This is a genomic window from Stenotrophomonas sp. YJH_SMC_48-3 (assembly GCF_059369375.1).
Genome location: NZ_JCAFSQ010000005.1, coordinates 41,931 through 63,733 on the forward strand (window position 1 = coordinate 41,931; position 21,803 = coordinate 63,733).

Here is a 21,803-nt window from a genome sequence, read left to right on the forward strand (position 1 = left end):
TCCTTTGGCGAAGGTGGGACGTGTTTCAGGAGCCGGGCGCCGCTTCATGCGGCGCCCGGAGGTCGAGCAGAGCGCGGATCAGCGCAGCAGGCTGAGCACGCCCTGCGGCACCTGGTTGGCCTGGGCCAGCATGGCCGTACCGGCCTGCTGCAGGATCTGGGTGCGGGTCAGCTCGGCGGTTTCCTTGGCGAAGTCGGTGTCCTTGATGCGGCTGCGCGACGAGGACAGGTTTTCCGACGAGGTCTGCAGGTTGGCCACGACCGAGGTGAAGCGGTTCTGGATCGCGCCGAGGTCGGCGCGGGTGCTGTTGATCGCACCCAGGGCCTTGTCGACGATTTCCATTGCCTGCTGGGCGCCCTTCACGGTGCTCACGTCCAGGTTGCTGGCGTACTTGGCGGCCGGCGCCGCAGCATCGGCAGTGGCCGTGAAGGTCGCCTGCGTGTTGCCTGCCCAGGTGCCGGGGGTCGCGGTGATCGCCTTGAACGAGCCATCAGCGTTGGCGCTGTCCTTGACCGAGGTCAGGGTGACGCCGGCGGTGCCGTTCACTTCGGCGTAGACACCGGTCTCGCCGATCTTGGCGTTGATCGCGGTCACCAGCGCTTCACGCGAGGCCTTGCCGGTGGCAGCGGCGTCGGCGCCCTGCTTGACCGAGACGTCAGCGATGGCCACGCCATTGATGGACAGGCCGGTGATGCTGAAGTCAGCGTTGGTGCCCGGATCGGCCAGGGTCAGCGCGTTGGTGTCGAAGCGGGCACCACCCAGGGCGTTGGCCTTGGCGTCGATGGTCTTGTCGATGGCGATGGCCTGGCCGGCGTTGGCGCCCACCTGGAACAGCTGGCTCGAGAACGAACCGTCCAGCAGCTTGGTGCCGTTGAAGTCCGACTGCTTGGCGACGCGGTCGATTTCCGAGACCAGCTGGGTCACTTCGGCCTGCAGCGCCTTGCGGTCGCTGGCCGAGTTGGTGGCGTTGGAGGCCTGCACCGACAGCTCGCGGACGCGCTGCAGGTTGTTGCCGATTTCGGTCAGCGAGCCTTCGGCGACCTGGGCCAGCGAGATACCGTCGTTGGCGTTGCGGATGGCGACGTCGGTACCGCGGATCTGCGTGCCGAAGCGCTCGGAGATCGCCAGGCCGGCGGCGTCGTCCTTGGCGCTGTTGATGCGCGAACCGGAGGACAGGCGCTGGATGGTGGTGGCCAGCGAGCTGCCGCTGGTGCTCAGGTTACGCTGAGCATTCAACGACATCGTGTTGGTGTTGATGACTTGTGCCATGAGGAGAGGTCCTTGAGCGGTTGCACGTGAGTTGGGTCAGACGCCCCCGACGTGCCCCGGGGGCGGCTCATGTCAGCGCTGCAACAGGCTGAGCACGTTCTGCGGTACCTGGTTGGCCTGGGCCAGCATGGCCGTACCGGCCTGCTGCAGGATCTGGGTGCGGGTCAGCTCGGCGGTTTCCTTGGCGAAGTCGGTATCGCGGATGCGGCTGCGCGAGGCCGACAGGTTCTCCGAGGAGGTCTGCAGGTTGGCCACCACCGAGGTGAAGCGGTTCTGGATGGCGCCGAGGTCGGCGCGGACGCTGTTGACCGATTCCAGGGCCTTGTCGACGATCGACATCGCCTTCTGTGCGCCTTCGGCGGTGGTGACGTTCAGGTCCTTGACGAAGCTGGCCGCTGCACCGGTCAGGGTGCCGCCGTTGGTGCTGGTCTCGGTCAGGCCCAGGCCGGCGATGGTCGCGGCGGTGACGCCGGCCGGCGGGGTTGCTGCGCTGACGCCCAGGGCGAAGGTCTGGCCATCCTTGACCGACGCCAGGCTGATGACACCGGCATTGACCGAGGCCACCACGCCGGTTTCACCCAGCTTGTTGTTGATCGCCGCAGCGGTGGCCGAGGTGATCGACTCGCCGGCCTTCACGGTGAAGTCGCTGATGGTGACCGTGGTGGCGGTGCCACCCGGCGGGGTGACCGAGACCTGCAGGCCGGAGTAGGTGGTGTCGGCCGTGGCCTTGTCCACCGCCAGCGCGGTGCCGGTGTAGCCGTTGGCGAAGGTGGCAGCCCCCAGTGAATCGGCCTTGGCGTTGACCACGCTGTTGATGGCAATGGCCTGGCCGGCGTTGGCGCCCACCTGGAACAGCTGGCTGGTGAAGCTGCCGTCCAGCAGCTTGGTACCGTTGAAGTCGGCCTGCTTGGCCACACGATCGATTTCCGAGACCAGCTGGGTCACTTCGGCCTGCAGGGCCTTGCGGTCGCTGGCCGAGTTGGTGGCGTTGGAGGCCTGCACACCCAGTTCGCGGATGCGCTGCAGGTTGTTGCCGACTTCGTTCAGCGAACCCTCGGCGACCTGGGCCAGCGAGATGCCGTCGTTGGCGTTGCGGATGGCCACGTCCAGACCGCGGATCTGGGTGGTGAAGCGCTCGCTGATGGCCAGGCCGGCCGCGTCGTCCTTCGCGCTGTTGATGCGCAGGCCGGACGAGAGGCGCTGGATGGTGGTGGCCAGCGAGCTGCCGCTGGTGCTCAGGTTGCGCTGAGCGTTGAGCGACATCGTATTGGTGTTGATTACCTGTGCCATGGGGTCGTCTCCTCTTATATGGAACCCGTTGGTGAATGAAGCGAAGCGCCGCCTGTTTTTTTGTGTGGCTGTGTGCTTCGCCGTTGCCAAATGAATAACGGCGCTTTGTCAACAACCTTTAGCCGTGAATTCCGTTGAAATCGTAATTCGTTGCCGGAGGCTGTTTTTCCGGGGTTTTCCAACCCCGAAGGGGCGTGTAGGCGCACCCGGAAGGGGCGGTTGGGCAGGCCCAACCAGCGCTGATGAAGGTATCGGCGGGGTGGGGCCGGGCTTGATGGGCAATCACGGAAAATCCGCCGAGCGCTGTCTGGAATGCTCCGCGGCGACGGGCCACGGAAACGAAAAAGGCCGCGATGCAAGCATCGCGGCCTTTCGGGGCTGAGGCGGGGGTGCTGTCAGCCGATCTTGTTGAACAGCGACATCGACTGCATCTGCGAGAAGATCGTCTGTGCCGCCTGCAGCGCGGTGCTCTGCAACTGGTACTGACTCAGCGCATCGGCGTAGTCCAGGTCGCGCATCTGCGACAGCGTGGTCTTCAGCGTCACGCTGTTGGCTTCGCGCATGTCGGCGGCGTTGTCCAGTGCCTTCAGCTGCGCGCCACCGGCCGCACGCGAATCGATCATCCGCTCCGACGCGCGCGCCACGTCACGCAATGCACTCTGCAGTTCGTTCTGCTGGGCGCTCATCTTCGCGGTGGTGCCGGTGTCGGCATCCAGTGCGGCGATCAGCTTGTCCATGGTGTCAAAGATGTCGCGGCTGCTCGCCGGCTTCACGTTGAAGCTGTCGCCCGCTGCCGGCGCGCCGGTAATCTGCAGCCGCACGCCGTTCACTTCCACGTTGTCACCTGCCTTGAAGGTGCCCGTGCCGGTCACGTTGCCGGCGCCATCCAGCACCTCGTACTGGTCGGCAGCGGTGAAGCGGATGCTGACGGACTGCCCGTTCCAGCTGTCGCTGCCATCGCGGGTGATGTTGGTCAGCACGCCGTTACCGGTGTTGCCCGCTGCGGCACCGCCATCGACGAAGCCATCGCCGGTGGGGATGCGCATGAAGATCTCGCTGCCGGGCAGGGCATCGCGCACGTAGGTATCGGGGCCGACCTCGATCTGGCGCTGGGTCTGGTCACCGCGGTAGACCACCTTGCCATTGATCCTGGCAAACGGCGGATCGCCGTCGTTGGTGCCGCCGAATACATAGCGACCCGTGCCGTCCTCGGCGTTGGCCAGCGACAGCAGGCCGTCGCGGATCTGGTTCAGTTCGGTGATCAGCGTCTTCTTGTCGGACGCGCTCAGGGCGGGGTTGCTGGCCTGGATGGTCAGGTCGTTGACGCGCCCCATCAGATCATTGACCTGGGCCAGGGTGTTTTCCTGCACGCCCAGCCGGTTCTGCACGTTGCCGGCGTTGAGCTTCATCCGTTCCAGTGCGGCCAGGCTGCGGTCCAGTCCGACCGCTGCGCCGGCCCCGACCGGATCGTCCTTTGCGGAGACGATCTTGCTGCCGGTGGCGATCTGCTGCTCCAGGTGGCTGAGCTTGGCCTGCTTGGCCATCATCAGCGACACCGACTGGTTGTACATCATGCTGGTGGAGATGCGGCTGCTCATCGGCGGACGGCTCCCAGGATGGTCTGGAACATGCTGTCGGCGGTGGAGATCAGCTGCGAGGCGGCCTGGTAGGCCTGCTGCAGGCGCAGCATGTCGGCCGCTTCCTCGTCCAGGTTGACGCCGGACACTTCATCGCGCGCTTCCTGCGCCTTGTCGTTGATCACCAGTTGCGCTTCCAGCGAGTACTCGGCCGAACGGGCCGCAGCACCCACCTGGGTGGTGAGGCCACCCAGCGCGCCGTTCAGCGTCACCGTGCCGGCATTGAAGGCCTTGGCGCTCTCGACCTTGGCCAGCCTGGAGGCGTTGCTGTTGTCGGAGGAGCCGGCCGGCGTCGGGGTGATGTTGAAGGTGTCGCCGACCTTCGGCGCACCGTCCAGCACGAAGCTCCAGCCATTGGCGCTGATGGTCTGGCCGGGCGTGTAGGTCTGCGGCGGGCCACCATCGATGGTGTAGGTGGTGGCCGAGGTGAACACGATCGCGGCCGGATTGCGCAGGTTGGCGTTGCTCGAATCGGTCACAGTCACGCCACTCAGCTTGCCGGTGCCCGTGTTGGCCGTCGCGGCGGCGCCCTTTACCGCGGCAGCGGCTGCAATCCGGGACGGATCGGTGATGGCGATCTCCATGCTGCCGGCGACGCCTGCGGTGGGCTGCAGCAGGAATCGGTCGTTGGCAGCGGGGGTGCCGCCCACGACCAGCGTGACGCCGTTGATCACCAGCGGATCGGCGGCGGTGCCGGTGCCGGCCAGCGGAACGCTGGCGCCGGTGTCGGCCCGGCTGGCCTTCCAGTTGCTGCCATCGAACTGCAGCACCACGTTCTGCGCGTCCAGCTTGCCCAGGTCGCCATAGGTGGCGCTGAGGCTGGCGGTGCCGGTGTTGGCGTTGTTGGCGGTGACGCGCGGGTTGCCGATGTTGAAGAAGTCGCCCCCGAGCTGGCCATACATGTCCACGCCCTGGTGATGGGCCTGGTTGAAGGTCTCGGCCAGGCCGACAGCCAACTTGCCCAGTTCGGCCTGGGCCGGGGTCAGCACGGTGTCGCGGAACTCCATCAGGCCGCCGATCTGGCCGCCTACTGCCTTCGGGTCGAGGCGGATGGTGTTGCCCTGCGTTTCCAGGGCCAGCTGCAGGCGCTCGGGCTGGTACGGGTCGGCCACGGTGGTGACCTTGGTCGCGGTGGTGCCCACCACCAGCGCGTTGCCGCCGGCGGTGTAGACATTCATGATGCCGCCGTCCTGGATCACCGCGGTGCCGCCGGTGTAGCCGATCAGCTGGGTGATCAGCTGGTCGCGCCGATCGAGCAGGTCGGGCGCGGCGGTGGCGATGTTGGTGCCGATCGCACCGTTGATCTGCGCGATCTCCTGCGCCAGGCGGTTGACCTCGGTGGCACCGGCCAGCAGGCCGTTGTTGACCTCGCTGTTGAGGTTGTTCAGGTGGGTGTTGAGCTGCACAAAGCGGTTGGCCAGGGCCTTGCCGCCATCGAGCATGTTCTGGCGATCGGCCGTGCCGGAGGCATTGGAGGACAGGCCACTGACCGAGTCGAAGAAGTTCGACCACACACCAGAGACATTCGTGGCCGCATCAGAGAACAGCGCGTTGACCCGGTCGGCCATTCCCGAAAGCTGTTTCAGGCGCGCCAGTTCACCGCTGCTGTCGAGCAGGCGCGAGATGGCCAGCTGGTCGGCGGTGCGGCGGATGTCGGTGATGCGGGTACCGTTGCCGACCGTGCCGTAGCCATAGTTCTGCGGATCGGCGGTGGCGAAGTTGACCTTCTGCCGGCTGTAGCCGGGCGTATTGAGGTTGGCCACGTTGTGGCTGGTGGTCGCCAACGCACGCTGGAAGGCGAGCAGGGCACCGGTACCGGTGGAAAGTACGCTGGACATGGGGTTCCTCAACGACGGGTGATACCCAGCGCCGCGGTCGCGGTGCTGGCGAAGGTCTGGCCAAGGCGCGAGCCGGCGTCTGCCACGGCGGCGACGGCGCGCTCGATGGTCGGGCCGCCGGCGATCGCGGCGATCTTGGCCGCGTAGCGCGGATCGGTGGCATAGCCGGCGCGCTGCAGGCCACGGGCGAAGCCCTGCACGTCGGTGCCGGCCTGCAGGGCCTGCTGGTAGCGCGGGCTGGTCTTCAGCAGGCGCACGTAGTCGGCAAAGCTCTCGGCCGGCGAACTGTAGGCGCGGAAGCTGGCGGTCTCGTTGCGGCGCACGCCATCGACATATTCATGGGTGCCGGCTACGGCGCGCTGGCCGCTCCAGCCATTGGCCTTGATGCCGAACAGGTTGTGCGAAGTGCTGCCGTCGGCGTGCTTGATGTGGCGCTTGCCCCAGCCGGTTTCCAGCGCGGCCTGGGCGACCAGGGCGCGGGCATCCACGCCCAGTTCCTTGGCCGCACGCTGCGCGTGCTGCCAGATGCTGGCGACGAAGCCTTCCGGGGTGTGCTCGCCGAGCTGGGCGACAGCGGTGCGGGTCGCCATCGCATCGGCCGGGCTGATCGCGGTGCCGCGGTTGCTGGCGGTGGCCGACCACTGGTCGCTGTTGGCGGCCCAGTCCTCGCCCTGCAGGCTGCCGATGTACGGATCGTCGGTGCCCAGCGAGCGGTGCATGCTGCTGCTCTCGCGCCCGGCGATCAGGTCCAGGGCCTGCTCCATCGGCGCCACTGCCGCCTGCGCACCGTGCTGCGCACCGGCGGCCATCTGCTGCAGCAGGCGCACCGCCTGGCTGCCGTCTTCCAGTGGCAGCGACGGTGCCGGCCTGGCCGGTGCATTGAGCTGGTAAGCACGGCTGGCCTTGGCCGGATCCACGCGGGCATCCAGCGCCGGGCCATCGGCGGCCTGGCCGGACAGCTGCCGGCTGATCATGCTGGACAGGCCCAGGCCTTTGCCGCGGGTCATCGCCTCGGCAATCTTCTGGTCGTACATCTCGCGGAACATCTTGTTCTCGCCGGGAAACAGCGAGTCACCGAAGCTGGCGTCACGCATGCTCTTTACCAGCATCTGCGCGAACTGGCCTTCCAGCTGGCGCGCCACCTTGTCGATCCTTGCCGGATCGTTCTGTTGCGCCGGGTGCAGGTCGAATGCGGGATTGATGCGCATGTCAGATCACCTCGAGCTCGGCACTCAATGCGCCGGCCTGCTTCAGGGCTTCCAGGATCGCGATCAGGTCGCCCGGTGCCGCACCTACGGCGTTCACCGCATGCACGATCTCGTCCAGGGTGGTGCCGCCGCTGAACTTGAACATGCGGCTGCCGTCGTTGGTGGCGGTGATGGTGGACTGCGGGCTGGCCACGGTGCGGCCGCCGGACAGGGCATTGGGCTGGCTGACGTTGGTGTTTTCCTGGATGGTCACGGTCAGCGAACCGTGCGAGATCGCCGCGGGTCCCACGCGCACCTGCTGGCCGATGACCACGGTGCCGGTGCGCGAATTGACCACCACCTTGGCCGGGGCGCTGCCCGGGGTCAGTTCCAGGTTCTCGATGCGCGCCAGCAGGCCGACGCGTGCGCCGGGGTCGGTCGGCGCGGTGACCGCGACGGTCACGCCATCGATCGCGCGTGCCGCACCTTCGCCGAAGGCGTTGTTGAGCGCGGCGACCATGCGCGAGACCGTGGTGAAATCGTTGTTGTGCAGGTTCAAGGTGATGTCGCCGCCGTTGGCCAGCGGATCGGGCAGGGCACGCTCCACGGTGGCGCCGTTGGGAATACGGCCGACGCTGGGCACGTTCACCGAGACACGGGAACCATCCTTGCCCTGCGCACCGAAGCCACCCACGATCAGGTTGCCCTGGGCGATGGCGTAGATCTGCCCGTCGGCCCCGCGCAGCGGGGCCATCAGCAGCGAGCCGCCGCGCAGCGACACCGCGTTGCCGATCGAGGACACCGTGATGTCGATCGGCTGGCCGGGCTTGGCGAACGGCGGCAGCTCGGCATGGATCGCAACGGCGGCCACGTTCTTCAGCTGCGGGTTGACGTTCGGCGGCACGTTCACGCCCAGTTCGCCGAGCAGGTTCTTCAGGCTCTGCACGGTAAAGGGCGCCTGGCTGGTGCGGTCGCCGCTGCCATCCAGGCCGACCACCAGGCCGTAGCCAACCAGTGCGTTGCCACGCACGCCGCCGACCTGTGCCAGGTCCTTGATGCGCTCGGCGCTGGCCGGGGCTGCCACGACCATCAGCATCAGCGCGACGAACGACGCCACGCGGCGCTGCCAGGAAGAAGAGGGGAGGAGTTTCATGGCCATACTCAGAACGGCGTCAGGCCGGAATTGAAGAAGCGGCTCAGCCAGCCCATCGCGTTGGACTGCGCGACCGGTCCGCGGCCGCCGTAGACGATGCGGGCCTCGGCTACGCGGCTGGAGGGAATGGTGTTGTCCTGGCTGATGTCGCCAGGGCGCACGATGCCCTGCACCTGCACCAGTTCATCGCCCTGGTTGAGCCGCAGGTTCTTCTGCCCCTGCACCACCAGGTTGCCGTTGGGCAGGCGCTGGATCACGGTGACCGTAACGCTGCCCTGCAGGCGGTTGCTCTGCGCGCTGTTGCCCTTGCCGGTGAAATCACGCTTGCCTTCCGCACTAGCGCTGAGGATGTCCTTGCCGCCCAGGGTGACCGGCGCGCCAAAGATGCTCGGGCTGCCCAGGCTCAGGTTGGACTCCTTGTTGGTGGCGGTGTTTGCACTGGTCTGCGCGGTGGTGCTTTCCAGCAGGGTGATGGTCAGCAGGTCGCCGACATCGCGTGCGCGGCGGTCTGAATACAGCTGCAGGGTCGGGCCGGCGGCATAGATCGCCCCGGCGGTGGGCGCGGCCTGCGGCGGCATGATCGGCTGGATCGGCGCCATCGCCGGGTAGGGGCGCACGTCGCCCGCGATCACGCAGCCACCGAGCAGGGCGGCCACGGTGCAGGCGAGGGCAGTGCGGGCGAAGTTGGAAATGGGCGACATGGCGGTTTCCCGGTTGGGCCGGTCAGATCTTGTTGTTGAGATAGCCGAGCATCGAGTCGGTGGTGGAGATCGCCTTGGCATTCATTTCGTAGGCGCGCTGGGTTTCGATCATCGACACCAGCTCTTCCACCACATTGACGTTGCTGCCTTCCAGCGCCCCCTGCACCACGGTGCCGAGGCCGTTCAGGCCGGGATTACCGTTCTGGGCCGGGCCCGAGGCCGTGGTTTCCAGGAACAGGTTCTCGCCGCGCGCCTGCAGGCCGGCCGGATTGACGAAGTCGGTCAGGGTCAGCGCACCGACTTCCACCGACGCGGCGTTGTCGGCCATCTTCACGCTGATGGTGCCGTCGCTGCCGATGGTGACCGACTGCGCGCCCTCGGGAATCTGGATGCCCGGCTGCACCGGGTAGCCGCTGTTGGTGACCAGCTCGCTGTCCTGGTTGATCTTGAACGAGCCATCACGGGTGTAGGCCGAGCTGCCGTCGGGCATCTGCACTTCGAAGAAGCCGCGGCCGTTGACCATCACATCCAGGGCGCGACCGGTCTGCTGCTGGCTACCCTGTTCGAAGTTCTTGGCGGTTGCTACCACGCGCACGCCGGTGCCCAGCTGCAGGCCGGTCGGCAGCTGCGTCTGCGCCGACGAAGAGCCGCCGGGCTGGCGCACCTGCTGGTACAGCAGGTCTTCAAAACTGGCACGGTCCTGCTTGAAGCCGGTGGTGTTGGTGTTGGCGAGGTTGTTGGAAACCACCGACATGCGCATCTGCTGCGCATCCAGTCCGGTTTTCGCGATCCACAATGCCTGGTTCATCTTCGATGTCCTGTCTGGTGAAACCGGCCGCGTGGTGCGGCCCTTGTATGCGGGTGTGCAAGCGGTGTGCCAGCGCCGGCATCCGCCGGCGCCGGAATTCCGTCAACTGCCCAGGCGCAGCATGCTGTTGGCGCTGCGCGCGTTTTCGTCGCCGTGTTTGATCACCTGCACCTGCATTTCGTACTGGCGCTGCAGCTGGATCATCTGCACCAGTGCCCCGGCCGCATCGACGTTGCTGCCTTCCAGCTGGCCGCTGTGCACTGCGGTGCCCTGTGCCGGTGCGAACGGCTGTTGCGGGTCGGTATTGCGGAACAGGCCATCCAGGCCGCGCTCGAGGCGCTCGTCCGGTGCCTGCACCACCTTGATCCGGCCGATCTGCGCCATGGTCTGCGGGCCTTCACCCTGCGGGATGATCGAGATCGTGCCGTCGGCACCGATCTCCATCGCCTGGTAGGGCGGAATGGCGATCGGGTTGTTGTTGTCATCCAGTACCGTGCGGCCGCCGGAGGTCACCAGCTGGCCATTGGGGGTGACCGACAAGGCCGCGCCGCGCGTATACGCCTCGCTGCCATCGCTGGCCTGCACCGCCAGCCAGGTGCCGCTCTGCAGCGCCAGGTCCAGCGGTTTGCCGGTGATGTGCTGCGCGCCGGGCGTGCGGTTGAAGCCAGCGTCGACGTGCAGCGCATCCACCCGCGAGGCAAAGCCGGGGCCGCGGATCGGGAAGGCTTCGGTGTTGGCCAGCGCTTCCTTGAAGCCGGGGGTGTCCGAGTTGGCGAGATTGTGGCTGAGCGTTCCCTGCGCCTGCAGGGAGGCGCGGGCACCGGTCATCGCCACGTAAAGGGCTTTATCCATGCGGGGAGTTCCGTGACAGGGTCAGCGGGTCATCAACGGATGTTGATGACCGTCTGGGTGATCTGGTCCTGGGTGGTGATCATCTGTGCGTTGGCCTGGAAGTTGCGCTGCGCGGTGATCATGTTGACCAGCTGCTCGGTGAGGTCGACGGTGGACGCTTCCAGCGAACCTGCCTGGATCTTGCCGAGGTTGGAGGTATCGGGCATGCCGGTGCGCGGCGTGCCCGACTCGAAGGTCTCGACCCACAGGTTGTTGCCCTTCGATTCCAGGCCCTGGGTGTTGTTGAAGGTGGTCAGTGCGACCTGGCCCAGCGGCTTGTCGTCGCCGTTGGAATAGCGGGCGTAGACCACGCCGGATTCGGACACGGTGATTTCATTGAGCTTGCCGGCGGCATAACCGTCCTGCTGGGTGTTGCGCAGCGCGAACTTCTCGCCGTACTGGGTCGAGCCGTTGATATCCAGCGTCATGTTCAGCTGGCCGGCGCCGGTGGTGGGGGTGAACGTGCCGAGGCCGACCTTGCCGTTGGCCGGGGCGGTCAGCTTGCCGCTGTTGTCGAAGGTGACCGCGGTCGGGGTGCCAGCGGGCTGGCCATCGACATAGTTGTGCACGGTCCATTCGTTGGGGTTGGCTCCCTTGACGAAGTACGAGACCTGGATGTGGCTCACGCCCAGCGAGTCGTACACGGTGATGCCGCCGCTGGAATGGTTGTAGCTGTTGGAATCGGCCGGGTCGAAGGTGGCCACCGTCGGCTGCTTGGCGTTGGCCGGCAGGGTGAAGCCGACCTTCACTTCGCTGGTCTGCTTCGGCGGGCTGTCGGTGGTCAGCAGCTGCAGGTCGACCAGGCGGCCGGCGTCGAAGTTGGTGCCATCGGCATTCGGTGCGAACACCTGCAGGCGCGCACCCTGCGGATTGACCACGTAGCCGGCCGAATCGGTCTGGAAGTTGCCGGCACGCGAATACACCCGCGAACCGTTCATGTTCATGGTGAAGAAGCCCTCACCGGAAATGGCCATGTCCAGGCTGCGCCCGGTCTGCTCGTTGTGGCCCTGGATGAACTGCTGGGCGACGTTGGAAACGCGCACACCCGAGCCGGTCTGGTTCTTCGACAGGCCATAGCTGGTGGAGGCGAACAGATCGGCGAACTCGGCGCGCGACTGCTTGAAGCCGGTGGTGTTGACGTTGGCGACGTTGTTGGCGGTGACGCTCAGGTCGGTGTTGGCGGCATTGATGCCGGACAGCGAGACATTGAAGCCCATGGGATGCTCCTGGTTGATGCGGGATGTGCGGCTCAGCTGACGCGGAGCACGTAGTCGATCGGGGCCGTGCCCAGGCCCTTGAGGTTCAGGTACAGGCCGTCGGAACCGACGGTCACGCTTTCCACCGGCGCCTGCACGTAGGTGGACAGCTTGGTGCTCTTGCCGGCGGTATCGACATGGTTGGCGACGATGGAGTACTTGCCCGGCTCCATGCGTTTGCCGTTGGCGTCCTTGCCGTCCCACTGGAAGGCGGTTTCGCCGGCGGCAGTGGCTTCCACGCTCAGCGAGGTGACCTTGGCGCCGTTGGCATCGGTGATGTCCACGGTGATGATGCCGGCCGACGGCGCGGCCACCGTGCCTTCGACGCTGCCCTCCTTCTCCAGTACCAGCTTTTCCGACGGCACCAGCACCTGGTGGCCGACCAGTGCCGCGCCACGCAGCACCTGGTCGCTGGCCATCGACTCCAGGAAGCCCTTCACCGTCTTGTTCAGATCGGTGATGCCCTGCACGGTGGACATCTGCGCCATCTGCGCGACCATCTGGGTGTTGTCCATCGGCTTCAGCGGGTCCTGGTGCTGCAGCTGCTCGGTCATCAGGCGCAGGAAATCGGCCTGGTCCAGCGTGTTCTTCTTCTTGGTGGCGTTGCTGTTCGGGGCGTTCAGACCAAGTGCGGTATAGACGTCCTGGTTGGTCTGGTTGTTGACGGCGGTGGTCATGGCGGTATCCGGTACTGCGGGCCTCAGCGGCCCATGGTCAAGGTGGCCAGGGCCAGTTCCTTGGCGGTGGTCAGCATCTCCACGCCGGCCTGGTAATTGCGCGAGGTCGAGATCAGGTTGACCATCTGCGCCACCGGGTCGACGTCGGGCTGGTAGATGTAGCCATCGCCATCGGCCAGCGGGTGGCCCGGCTCATAGCGCTTGATCGGCGCCGCATCGCTCTGGGTGATCTCCTTCACCTTCACCGAGGTGATGTTCGGATCGTTCTTGCTGGTGACAGCCTGGAAGATCGGTTCCAGCGGCTTGTACACGGCGTCGGCGGAACCGGCGACGGTGTCGGCGTTGGAGAGGTTGGAGGCGATGGTGCTCATGCGCACCGACTGCGCCTGCAGCGCGGAACCGGCGATATCGAAGATCGGCAGGTTGCTCATGGCTTATTGCCCCGTGATCGCGGTCAGCATGGAACGCACCTTGCTCTCGACGAAGCTGAGCGAGGCGCGGTACTCAAGCGCGGCGCGGCCATAGGCGGCACGCTCGGCATCGGGATCGACGGTGTTGCCGTCCAGGCTGGGTTGCACGCCTTCGCGCGCGATCTGGAACGGGTTCAGGCCGCTACTGATTTCGTAGTGCTGCTCATGGGTGGTGGCCATCAGGCCATTGGCATCCTGCCCCTGGGCATGGCGCAGCGCGGCGTCGAAGTCCAGGTCCTGGGCCTTGTAGCCGGGCGTATCGGCATTGCCGAGGTTGCTGGCGATCAGCTTCATCCGTTGTTCGCGCAACGGCATGGTCTGGGCGTGGACGCCCAGGTAGTCGGTAATCAGGTTGCGCACGGTGCACTCCCACGGGAACGTTGCCCGGGAAGCTGCAAGGGATGTGCCAAAGCACGCGCGACATCGCGTCCGCCGGGCATGGCCCGGCGCTACCCCAGGGGTCGGGGAGGTTGTGGTAGCGCCGGGCCACGCCCGGCGGAGACCCGTGACGCGGCCTTACGCCGCCATCGCGACCTTGCGCAGGCGGTCCAGCACGAAATCGGCCAGTTCGTGCGGCGAGTACTTGGCGACGAAGGCATTGGCGCCGACGCGCTCGACCATCGCGTTGTTGAATACGCCCGACAACGAGGTATGCAGCAGCACGTACAGGCCGGCAAGGCCAGGGTGGCGCCGGATTTCCGTCGTCAGCGTATAGCCGTCCATGGCCGGCATTTCGATGTCCGAGATGACCATGGCGTAGCGCTCGGCCGGGTTCTCGCCCGAGGCGTGGATCTGCAGCAGATGGTCCAGCGCCTGCTTGCCATCGGAAAGCAGGGTGGCGCCAACGCCCAGCTGGTCCAGCACGCTGCGGATCTGCTGGCGGGCCACGCGCGAATCGTCCACCACCAGCACCTGCAGCTGCGGGCCATCGGCAGGCATTGCCATTGCCGGATCGAGTACGGCATCACCGCGTACCTGGGCGATATCGGCCAGCACGCTTTCAACGTCGATCACCTGGATCAGCTCACCCTGGAAGCGGGTCACCGCCGTCAGGTAGCTCGATTCGGCACCCAGTTCCGGCGGCGGGTGGATGTCTTCCACCGCGATGTTGACGATGCGCTCCACGCCGCTGACCAGGAAGCCCTGGATCGAACGGTTGAATTCGGTGACGACCAGGTAGCCAGGCGAGGTGTCCGCGTCAGGCTCACGCTCGGGGTGGCCGATGGCCAGGCCCAGGTCGAGCACCGGCACCGAGCGGCCGCGTACGTCGGCCACGCCGGCAAACTGGCTGGGCAACCCGGGCACCTGGAACAGCTCCGGGCGCCGCAGGACTTCCTGCACCTTGAAGACATTGACGCCAAAAAGCTGACGTCCGCCGAGACGGAACAGCAGCAGCGCCAGGCGGTTGTGGCCGGCCAGTCGGGTTCGCTGGTCGATCCGGTTGAGCAGGTCATGGGACATGGCTGCTGTATCGGCGGGGTGGGCGCCAAACTTGAGGGCGCTCTGCCGCCTGCGCGGTCCGCACCACGTTTGTAGAGTCGACTGTCAGTCGACCGCTCTTCGATCCGATCACGGAAAACCCCGTGCTTCGCGCGAAAGTCGACTGACAGTCGACTCTACCCATCCGGTCGCATCCCCATCCCGGATCCGATCAACGGGTCCCGGCGCTCTGGCACACCCCTTGCACGCACCAGGGCCAGATTCCATCGACAGGAGGCGCCATGCGCCGGGTCACACCTCTATTCGCCATCGTGCTCGCCGCAGCCGCGCCATGGGCAGCCGCTGCAGAGTGGCAGCCGGTTGCCAGCATCCGCGCGGCGGCGTTGTCGACGCTGCCTGCCGGGAGCGAGGGGGAGGCGCAGGTGGCCGATGCGCTGCGCCTGCCCAAGTGTGGCGGCGCGCTGCAGGTGCAGCCCACCGCCAACACCACGGTGGAAGTCAGCTGTCCCGACGCCGGTGGCTGGCGCCTGTTCGTGCCAGTGAAAGTGCGGCGCAACCAGACCGTGCTGGTGCTCAACCGCGGAATCGGTACTGGAGAAACCCTTACTGCTGCCGATATCACCACTGCCCAGCGTGATGCCGCCCGGATTGCCGGTGCGGTGCTGGCCGATCCCAACGCAGCGATCGGCCGCATCGCCCGCCGTCCGTTGCAGGCCGGGGCCCTGCTGTCGAGCAACGATCTGGTGGTGCAGCGTCTCATCAAGCGAGGAGACAATGTGGCGCTGGTCTCGCGTCGCGGCTCGGTCGAGGTCCGTATTGCAGGCCGTGCGATGGGTGACGCGGGTGAGAACGAGCGGGTCTCGGTCGAGAACCTGTCCTCGCGGCGGATCGTGCAGGGCACGGTCGACGCCGCCGGTGACGTAATCGTGGCGCGTTGAATTACCGCAGAATATCCCTAAAGATCACGGCCCTGCGGCCGTTATCCCATGTGAACGGCAACTCCAGGACACCCCATGAGCCAGAAAATCGACGGCAACCTGCAGGTCCCCCAGGCCCTGCGCAGCGTGACGACCCCGGCCAACAAGCCCGGTGTAAGCACCGATGCGGCGGCACGCCCGGTCGAGGCGGCCGACAGCCTGCGCCTGACCGGCGAGGCCACCAATCTGCAGGCCATCGAGCGTGAGCTGACCACCGCCCCGGCAATCGACGCCCAGCGCGTGGCCGCCGTGCGCGAGGCGCTGCAGAACGGCACCTACAAGATCAATCCGGACGCGATCGCATCGCGCATGCTCGAGCTGGACCAGCAGCTGCACGGATGACTGCGGCGATGAGCGAGCCGCTGCAGCGTCTTGCCCAGGCCCTGGACGTTGAACGCCAGGCCCTGGTCGAGCACGACGTGCACGCCCTGATCCGGGCCACCGGCGCCAAGCTGGAAGCGCTGCGTGCGCTGGAAGGCGCGCCGCCGGTCGGGGAAGGCGAGCAGCTGCAGGAACTGGCCGAACGCAACCGCGCCAACGGCGTGCTGCTGTCGCGCCGGCGCCGCGAGGTCAACTGGGCCCTGCGCCAGCTCGGGCGCACCGAAGATGCCTCGGCCTACGATGCCAAGGGGCAGGCGCACACCGTCACAGCGCGCCGCCCACTCGCCGTCGCCTGAGGCGGCGGTCGAACAACCCCATCACGCGGGCTGAAGCCCGCTGCACGAGCGCGTATATTGGGCGTCTGTTCGAATGCCCCCGAGTCGCCGTGTCCGCTGCCAACGCCCTGGTTACCGCCCCCCTTCCGCCACAGCCGGTACTGCAGGCCCTGCTTGAGCGCCTGCGCGAAGGGCTGCTGCTGTTCACCGAAGACGGGCAGGTTGCGCTGGCCAATCCAGCCGCGCAGAACCTGTTGGCAAGCGGTGAGGATGGTGCATTGCCGCCCCCGCAGCGGCTTCGCGAGTTGCTGCCCCCCGATGCGCTGGAACACGCGCGCCAGCATGGTCACTGGAACGGCAGCCTGCCGCTGGGCGAGGGCGTGGTCATCGCCCACCTGTATCACCACGGCCCGGTGGGGCAGGGGCACTTCCTGGCCTTGTTCCGTCATATCGAAGGACAGGAAGACTACGAGCGAGAACTGCAGCAGCGCCACGCCGAGCTGCGCCAGGCCTACCTGCGGCTCAACGGTACCCAGGAGAAACTGCTGCAATCTGAGAAGATGGCCTCGATCGGCCAGCTTGCTGCCGGCGTCGCGCACGAGATCAATAATCCGATCGGCTACGTGCACTCAAACCTGGGCAGCCTGCAGGAGTACCTGCGCAGCCTGTTCACCGTGATCGAAGCCTACGAACGCGCGTTGCGTGCGCCGGACCCGAAGGCGCTGATCCCGGAGATCGATGACATCCGTGACCGCCTGGACATCGATTTCATCAGCCGCGACCTGCCGCAGCTGATGGCCGAATCGCGCGAAGGCATCGAACGGGTGACGCGCATCGTGCGTGATCTGAAAGACTTCTCGTATTCCGGGCGTGACGAGTCGTGGAAGCTGGTCGACCTGCACGCGGGCCTGGAATCGACCATCAACATCATCTGGAACGAGCTCAAGTACAAGGTCACCCTGGTACGCGAGTTCGGCCAACTGCCGCTGGTGGAATGCCTGCCATCGGAGTTGAACCAGGTCTACATGAACCTGCTGCTCAACGCGGGCCATGCCATCGCCGAGCGCGGCACGATCACTGTGCGCACCGGCGTCGATGGCGACCAGGTGTGGGTCGAATTCGAGGACACCGGCGGTGGCATCTCGCCGGAACTGCGCCAACGCATCTTCGATCCGTTCTTCACCACCAAGCCGGTGGGCAGTGGCACGGGCCTGGGCCTGTCGATCTCCTACAGCATCATCAACAAGCACCATGGCCGGATCGACCTGGACAGCACCCCGGGCGTGGGCTCGCGCTTCCGCGTGGTGCTGCCGGTGAAGCAGCCGCGCTGACCGCTTCGGGTAATGCCGGCCGCTGGCCGGCAACCTCATTAACCCCGTCACGTAGCAGCCGGCCAGCGGCCGGCTCTACCAGGGCCTGTCCCGGCCTGCGTTCGCGCTGGCTCTACCAGGGCCTGTGCCGGCCTGGGTCGCGCCTCGGGTAGTGCCGGCCGCTGGCCGGCAACCTCACTAACCCCGTCACGTAGCAGCCGGCCAGCGGCCGGCTCTACCAGGCTGGATCGTTACCGCAGCGGGCGGTCCTCGCCGCCGTCTCCGCTCTCCACCGGCGCCGGTCCGGCGTTGCTGCGGCGCTGTTCCTCGTACGTGCGGAACGCCTGGTGGATATGCTTGCGCAGCTCGTCGTCGTTCCATGGCTTGGTCAGGAAGCGGTAGATCGCGCCGCGGTTGATCGCATCGGTCACCGTGTTCAGATCGGTATAGCCGGACAGCACCAACCGGATCGTGTCCGGGTACAGCATCTTCACCCGGCCGAGGAACTCGGTGCCGCTCATGTCGCTCATGCGCTGGTCGGACAGGATCACCTGCACGTCGTTGATCGCCAGCAGGTCGAACGCATCACGCACGTTGCCGGCCGCCAGGATGCGGTAGCCGTCGCGACGGAACAGCCGCACCAGCGATCGCAACACGTTCTCTTCGTCGTCCAGCAAGAGCAGCGTGCGGTCGGGACGGGTCTCGGCGAAAGCTTCCGGGCGCAGGTAGCGGCGGCGCAGGGTCATGCCTGCGGCATCGGCCGACATCGGTTCGCCGAACAGGTAGCCCTGGAACACATCACAGTCGTTGCGACGCAGGAAGCCAAGCTGCGCCTGCGATTCAACGCCGTTGGCGATCACCGTCATGCCCAGCTGATGGCCCATGGCGATGATCGCGCGGGCGATGGCCGCCTCGCGGTTGCCGGCCGGCGCGCTCTTGATGAAGCTGCGGTCGATCTTCAGCTTGTCCACCGGGTAGCGCACCAGCGCACTGAGACTGGAGTCACCGGTGCCGAAGTTGTCCAGGCTCAGGCTGATGCCCTCGTTGCGCAGGTTGGCCAGCGTCTCATGCACGAAGTTGACGTTGTTGGTCAGCGCGCTTTCGTTGATTTCCAGCGTCAGCATCTGTGCCGGTATGCCCGCGGCCTGGATCAGGCCCATCACTTCGGCGAAGAAGTTCGGCCGCAGCAGCTGCAGGGTGGAGACGTTCACCGCGATGGTGAAATCGTCGAAGCCTTGGTCGCGCCACAGGCGGGCCTGCTTGAGTGCACCTTCCAGCACCCAGGTGCCGATCTGCACGATGATGCCCAGCCGCTCGGCGGTGCGCATGAAGCGCTCCGGCACCAGCATGCCCAGCGTCGGTGACTGCCAGCGCAGCAGCGCTTCCATGCCGACCACGTGGCCATCGCGGGCGCTGACCAACGGCTGGTAGCGCAGTTTCAGTTCGCCGTTGGGAATGGCATCGACGATCTGCCGCGCGATGATGCTCTCGCTGTGCGCGCTCGGCGGCGTGTCCACGGCGTGGATGCGCACCGCGTTGCCGCCCTCGCGGGCGGCCTGGTACAGCGCATCTTCGGCGTGGTCCAGCAGGCGTGAAACGTTGCTGGCATGCTCCGGGCACAGGCTCACGCCCAGCTTGCCGGTCATGAACAGCGTGTACGGCAGGACCGACAGCGGCAGTTCCATCTGCTGCCGGATTTCCTCGGCGAAATCCTCCGGCAGTGGCACCTCGGCTGTGCGTGGCACCGCGATCAGGAACTCGTCGCTGCCGTGGCGCCACAGCTTGCCGCGCCCTCGCAGGTAGGACTGCAACCGCTGCGCAACCAGCACCAGGGCCTGGTCACCTACCTCGGCGCTCATGTTTTCGTTGACAGAGGCGAAGTGGTCGATGTCCACATGCATCAGCATGAGTGCGGTACCGCCCGAGGCCGCCTCGGCGACCATCACCTGCAACTCGGGGTTGCCGGCACCGAGGCGATCAGGCGCATCATCGATGCTGACCGGGGGCTGGTTGGGATTCCACATAGGCTCAGTAGTCCGGTGACTCGGCGGCGGCCATGCTGGCTGCCTGGTAGGGGAGATGAACGTCGATCAGGGTGCCTTCACCGTGCGCGGATTCGATCCGTACATGGCCACCGACGCTCTGCGCACGCTCGCGCATCACGATCAGGCCCAGTCCGCGCGGGCCGTCGGGGTCGAAACCCTCGCCGTCGTCGCGGATCTGCAGGTGCAGGCCGCGCTGGCCGACGTCGCGCAGCTGCAGCTGTACCTGGCTGGCACGGGCGTGGCGCAGCACGTTGGTCAGGCTTTCCTGGGCAATACGGAAGCAGGCCTGCTCGATGCTGTTGTCGGGACGGTGCGGCAGCGGCTCGATCTCGGCCAGCAGCTCCACCGGCGAGGAACGGAACAGTACCCGTGCCTGCCAGCTCAGCGCCGCTTCCAGGCCCAGTGCGTCCAGCTGCGGCGGCCGCAGCAGGGTAGAGATGTCGCGCAGCTTGGCCACCGTGGTATCGGCCAGGCTGACGATCTGTGCCAGGTCCTCACCGCGGCGTTGCGGATCGTCCTCGTCCTGCGCGGCATAGGCAGACAGCTTGATCGCCGTGATCGCCTGGCCGATATCGTCGTGCAGGTCGCGCGAGATCGCGCGGCGCTCATCCTCCTGCAGCGAGAACAGGCGGCCGGCCATGGCCTGCAGTTCGCGGTTGCTGGTTTCCAGTGCGCTGCGGATGCGTTCGGAATCACTGAGATCGCGCACGATCAGCAGCTTGCAGTCGCGGCCGCCATAGCGCACCTCGCCCACTGCTAGGCCGGCATGGAAGCTGCGGCCATCTGCGCGCTGCATCGCCACCACGCTGCTGTGGCCCGGCCCCAGGTGCAGCTGGCCCGCACGCAGCTGGCTGCGCACGCGGGCCAGATCGGCGCTGTCCACCAGTGCCGAAAGCGGTTCGCCCAGCAAGGTGTGGCTGCCATAGCCGAACAGGCTGGCGGCCCAGGCGTTGGCGTACAACACGTGTTCGTCGGCGAGGATCACCACACCATCGGGCAGCACCCGCACCAGCTCGCGGAACTGTTCCTCGCGCTCGCGCAGCAGGCGACGCGACTGCTCGCGCTCGGTCACGTCCTGCAGGGTGCCCAGCACGCGGCTGCGGCCAGCTTCATCGATACCGCTGGCGGCGCGCAGGTGCACCATCAACGCGCGCCCGTCCATCGACAGGACGGGCAGCAGCACGTCCACCTGCACCGGCTCGCCGGAGCATAGTTCGGCCAGCAGTTGTTCGGTCTGGGTGGCAGTGGCCGGATCGGCCGGCACCAGCAGTTCGTCGAAGCGGTGCCAGCGGCGGGCCTCGGGCGGGCGGCGGCCAAGCAGCCGGTAGACCTGGTTGGAGTAGCGACCCAGCCCGGTGGACGGGTCCAGCTCCCAGGCGCCGATACGGGCCAGCTCGTGGGCTTCCTCGACCCGGGCCAGCGCCTGGTCGCGGCGCAGCTGGGCCAGGTCTTCGGCGGTGCGGTCGATGGCAATCAGCAAGCGGGCGTTGTGGCCGTCATAGCTGATGGCGTTGGACCGCAGCTCCATCTGCCGTAGCGAGCCATCACGCAGTTGCAGCTGGGCACGCAGGATGCAGAGCTCCTGCGGCGCCTCGCGGATCGCCTCCAGCTTGGTCTGCAGTGCCTGGTCCTGGCCGGGCGGCCACAGCACGTCGATGGTCTTCTCCAGAAGGTCACCGCGCTCCCAGCCGAACGCGGTGCAGGCAGCCGGATTCGCGTCGAGGATCGCCAGCGTGTCCAGGTCGTAGACCAGGATCGGGCCGGGATTGCCCTCGAACATCTGCCGCAGGCGCAGCTCGGAGGCCTGTTGGCGCGCGTGGGTGTGCAGCACGTGCTCGGCCAGCGGGCGCAGCAGCAGATACAGCAGGCCTGCGCTGGCCAGGGCGAAGAACGAGCCCTTCAGGCCCTGCCACAGTGCCGCCTGCTGCGGATCGGGCACCAGCGCCTGCACCACGCTGTCGGTAGAGATCATCCAGGCCAGCGCCATCACCAGGTAGCTCAACACCACCCGGCGCCGGTCACGGCTCAGCGCCTGCGCCATCCGCGGGTCGGGAACAGGGGCGTTGCCGGTCGGTTCTGCAGGCATGGACGAGGCGGGTGACAGGGGCGCTGGTCATCTTACCCCGCAGCGCGCCGTGACCACTCAATTATCCGCCGCAGGCGCCGTTAACCACTGCGTGCCCCGCTGACGGGCGTGT

20 protein-coding genes are annotated in these 21,803 nt (G+C 66.7%); 4 read left to right on the plus strand and 16 right to left on the minus strand.

All coding sequences use genetic code 11. From position 1 onward, the window contains the following. Positions 1-78: 78 nt before the first annotated feature. The 14 genes from AC5P65_RS09450 to AC5P65_RS09515 all read right to left on the minus strand — a co-directional run bounded on the left by AC5P65_RS09450 (position 79) and on the right by AC5P65_RS09515 (position 14,638). The gene (locus AC5P65_RS09450; RefSeq protein ID WP_111104205.1) at positions 79-1,269 is read right to left on the minus strand and encodes a flagellin; all 1,191 of its coding nucleotides are present in this window, start codon (positions 1,267-1,269) and stop codon (positions 79-81) included. Between the two features lie 72 nt (positions 1,270-1,341). Beyond that, complete coding sequence (locus AC5P65_RS09455; RefSeq protein WP_005416451.1) at positions 1,342-2,559, minus strand: flagellin; 1,218 nt, start codon at positions 2,557-2,559, stop codon at positions 1,342-1,344. A gap of 395 nt (positions 2,560-2,954) precedes the next feature. Further along, entirely contained in the window at positions 2,955-4,157 is a 1,203-nt protein-coding gene (gene flgL / locus AC5P65_RS09460; protein WP_111104201.1) for a flagellar hook-associated protein FlgL, read from the minus strand. Continuing rightward, on the minus strand, positions 4,154-6,034 hold the full coding sequence (gene flgK / locus AC5P65_RS09465) for a flagellar hook-associated protein FlgK (protein WP_021201758.1): 1,881 nt from the start codon (positions 6,032-6,034) through the stop codon (positions 4,154-4,156). Before flgK ends, flgL begins: the two co-directional genes overlap by 4 nt. Before the next feature lie 8 nt (positions 6,035-6,042). Then, on the minus strand, positions 6,043-7,242 hold the full coding sequence (gene flgJ / locus AC5P65_RS09470) for a flagellar assembly peptidoglycan hydrolase FlgJ (protein WP_495215542.1): 1,200 nt from the start codon (positions 7,240-7,242) through the stop codon (positions 6,043-6,045). A gap of 1 nt (position 7,243) precedes the next feature. Then, entirely contained in the window at positions 7,244-8,380 is a 1,137-nt protein-coding gene (locus AC5P65_RS09475; RefSeq protein ID WP_019659617.1) for a flagellar basal body P-ring protein FlgI, read from the minus strand. A 2-nt stretch (positions 8,381-8,382) separates the two neighbouring features. Beyond that, positions 8,383-9,075, minus strand: a complete 693-nt coding sequence (flgH, locus tag AC5P65_RS09480) for a flagellar basal body L-ring protein FlgH (protein WP_019659618.1) — start codon at positions 9,073-9,075, stop codon at positions 8,383-8,385. 22 nt (positions 9,076-9,097) lie between these two features. Beyond that, positions 9,098-9,883: a flagellar basal-body rod protein FlgG gene (gene flgG / locus AC5P65_RS09485; RefSeq protein WP_101765416.1), complete on the minus strand. Its 786-nt coding sequence runs from the start codon at positions 9,881-9,883 to the stop codon at positions 9,098-9,100. Between the two features lie 102 nt (positions 9,884-9,985). After that, positions 9,986-10,735: a flagellar basal body rod protein FlgF gene (locus AC5P65_RS09490; protein WP_019659619.1), complete on the minus strand. Its 750-nt coding sequence runs from the start codon at positions 10,733-10,735 to the stop codon at positions 9,986-9,988. Positions 10,736-10,767: 32 nt separating this feature from the next. Next, positions 10,768-11,991 carry a flagellar hook protein FlgE gene (gene flgE / locus AC5P65_RS09495; RefSeq protein ID WP_019659620.1) on the minus strand — a complete coding sequence of 408 codons (1,224 nt, stop codon included), beginning with the start codon at positions 11,989-11,991 and terminating at the stop codon, positions 10,768-10,770. 32 nt (positions 11,992-12,023) lie between these two features. Then, positions 12,024-12,707 carry a flagellar hook assembly protein FlgD gene (locus AC5P65_RS09500; protein WP_495215543.1) on the minus strand — a complete coding sequence of 228 codons (684 nt, stop codon included), beginning with the start codon at positions 12,705-12,707 and terminating at the stop codon, positions 12,024-12,026. 23 nt (positions 12,708-12,730) lie between these two features. Further along, complete coding sequence (gene flgC / locus AC5P65_RS09505) at positions 12,731-13,138, minus strand: flagellar basal body rod protein FlgC (protein ID WP_005409575.1); 408 nt, start codon at positions 13,136-13,138, stop codon at positions 12,731-12,733. Positions 13,139-13,141: 3 nt separating this feature from the next. Then, the gene (gene flgB, locus AC5P65_RS09510) at positions 13,142-13,537 is read right to left on the minus strand and encodes a flagellar basal body rod protein FlgB (RefSeq protein ID WP_206621685.1); all 396 of its coding nucleotides are present in this window, start codon (positions 13,535-13,537) and stop codon (positions 13,142-13,144) included. Between the two features lie 156 nt (positions 13,538-13,693). Beyond that, positions 13,694-14,638, minus strand: coding sequence for a chemotaxis protein (locus tag AC5P65_RS09515; protein WP_019659622.1), 945 nt, complete (start codon positions 14,636-14,638; stop codon positions 13,694-13,696). Between the two features lie 260 nt (positions 14,639-14,898). On the opposite strand from AC5P65_RS09515, the gene flgA reads away from it, so the two are divergent. From flgA to AC5P65_RS09535, 4 genes are all read left to right on the plus strand, one after another. Further along, complete coding sequence (flgA, locus tag AC5P65_RS09520; protein WP_019659623.1) at positions 14,899-15,555, plus strand: flagellar basal body P-ring formation chaperone FlgA; 657 nt, start codon at positions 14,899-14,901, stop codon at positions 15,553-15,555. A 75-nt stretch (positions 15,556-15,630) separates the two neighbouring features. Continuing rightward, entirely contained in the window at positions 15,631-15,936 is a 306-nt protein-coding gene (gene flgM, locus AC5P65_RS09525) for a flagellar biosynthesis anti-sigma factor FlgM (RefSeq protein WP_019659624.1), read from the plus strand. Further along, positions 15,933-16,271, plus strand: a complete 339-nt coding sequence (locus AC5P65_RS09530) for a flagella protein (RefSeq protein ID WP_010485882.1) — start codon at positions 15,933-15,935, stop codon at positions 16,269-16,271. Before flgM ends, AC5P65_RS09530 begins: the two co-directional genes overlap by 4 nt. An 89-nt stretch (positions 16,272-16,360) precedes the next feature. Next, positions 16,361-17,581: an ATP-binding protein gene (locus tag AC5P65_RS09535; protein WP_019659625.1), complete on the plus strand. Its 1,221-nt coding sequence runs from the start codon at positions 16,361-16,363 to the stop codon at positions 17,579-17,581. Positions 17,582-17,811: 230 nt separating this feature from the next. Here AC5P65_RS09535 and AC5P65_RS09540 read toward each other — a convergent pair whose 3' ends face one another. After that, positions 17,812-19,584 (minus strand): EAL domain-containing protein, encoded by a 1,773-nt coding sequence (locus AC5P65_RS09540; RefSeq protein ID WP_019659626.1) that lies wholly within the window; start codon positions 19,582-19,584, stop codon positions 17,812-17,814. Between the two features lie 4 nt (positions 19,585-19,588). Beyond that, positions 19,589-21,691 carry a sensor histidine kinase gene (locus AC5P65_RS09545; protein WP_021201762.1) on the minus strand — a complete coding sequence of 701 codons (2,103 nt, stop codon included), beginning with the start codon at positions 21,689-21,691 and terminating at the stop codon, positions 19,589-19,591. Between the last annotated feature and the right edge of the window lie 112 nt (positions 21,692-21,803).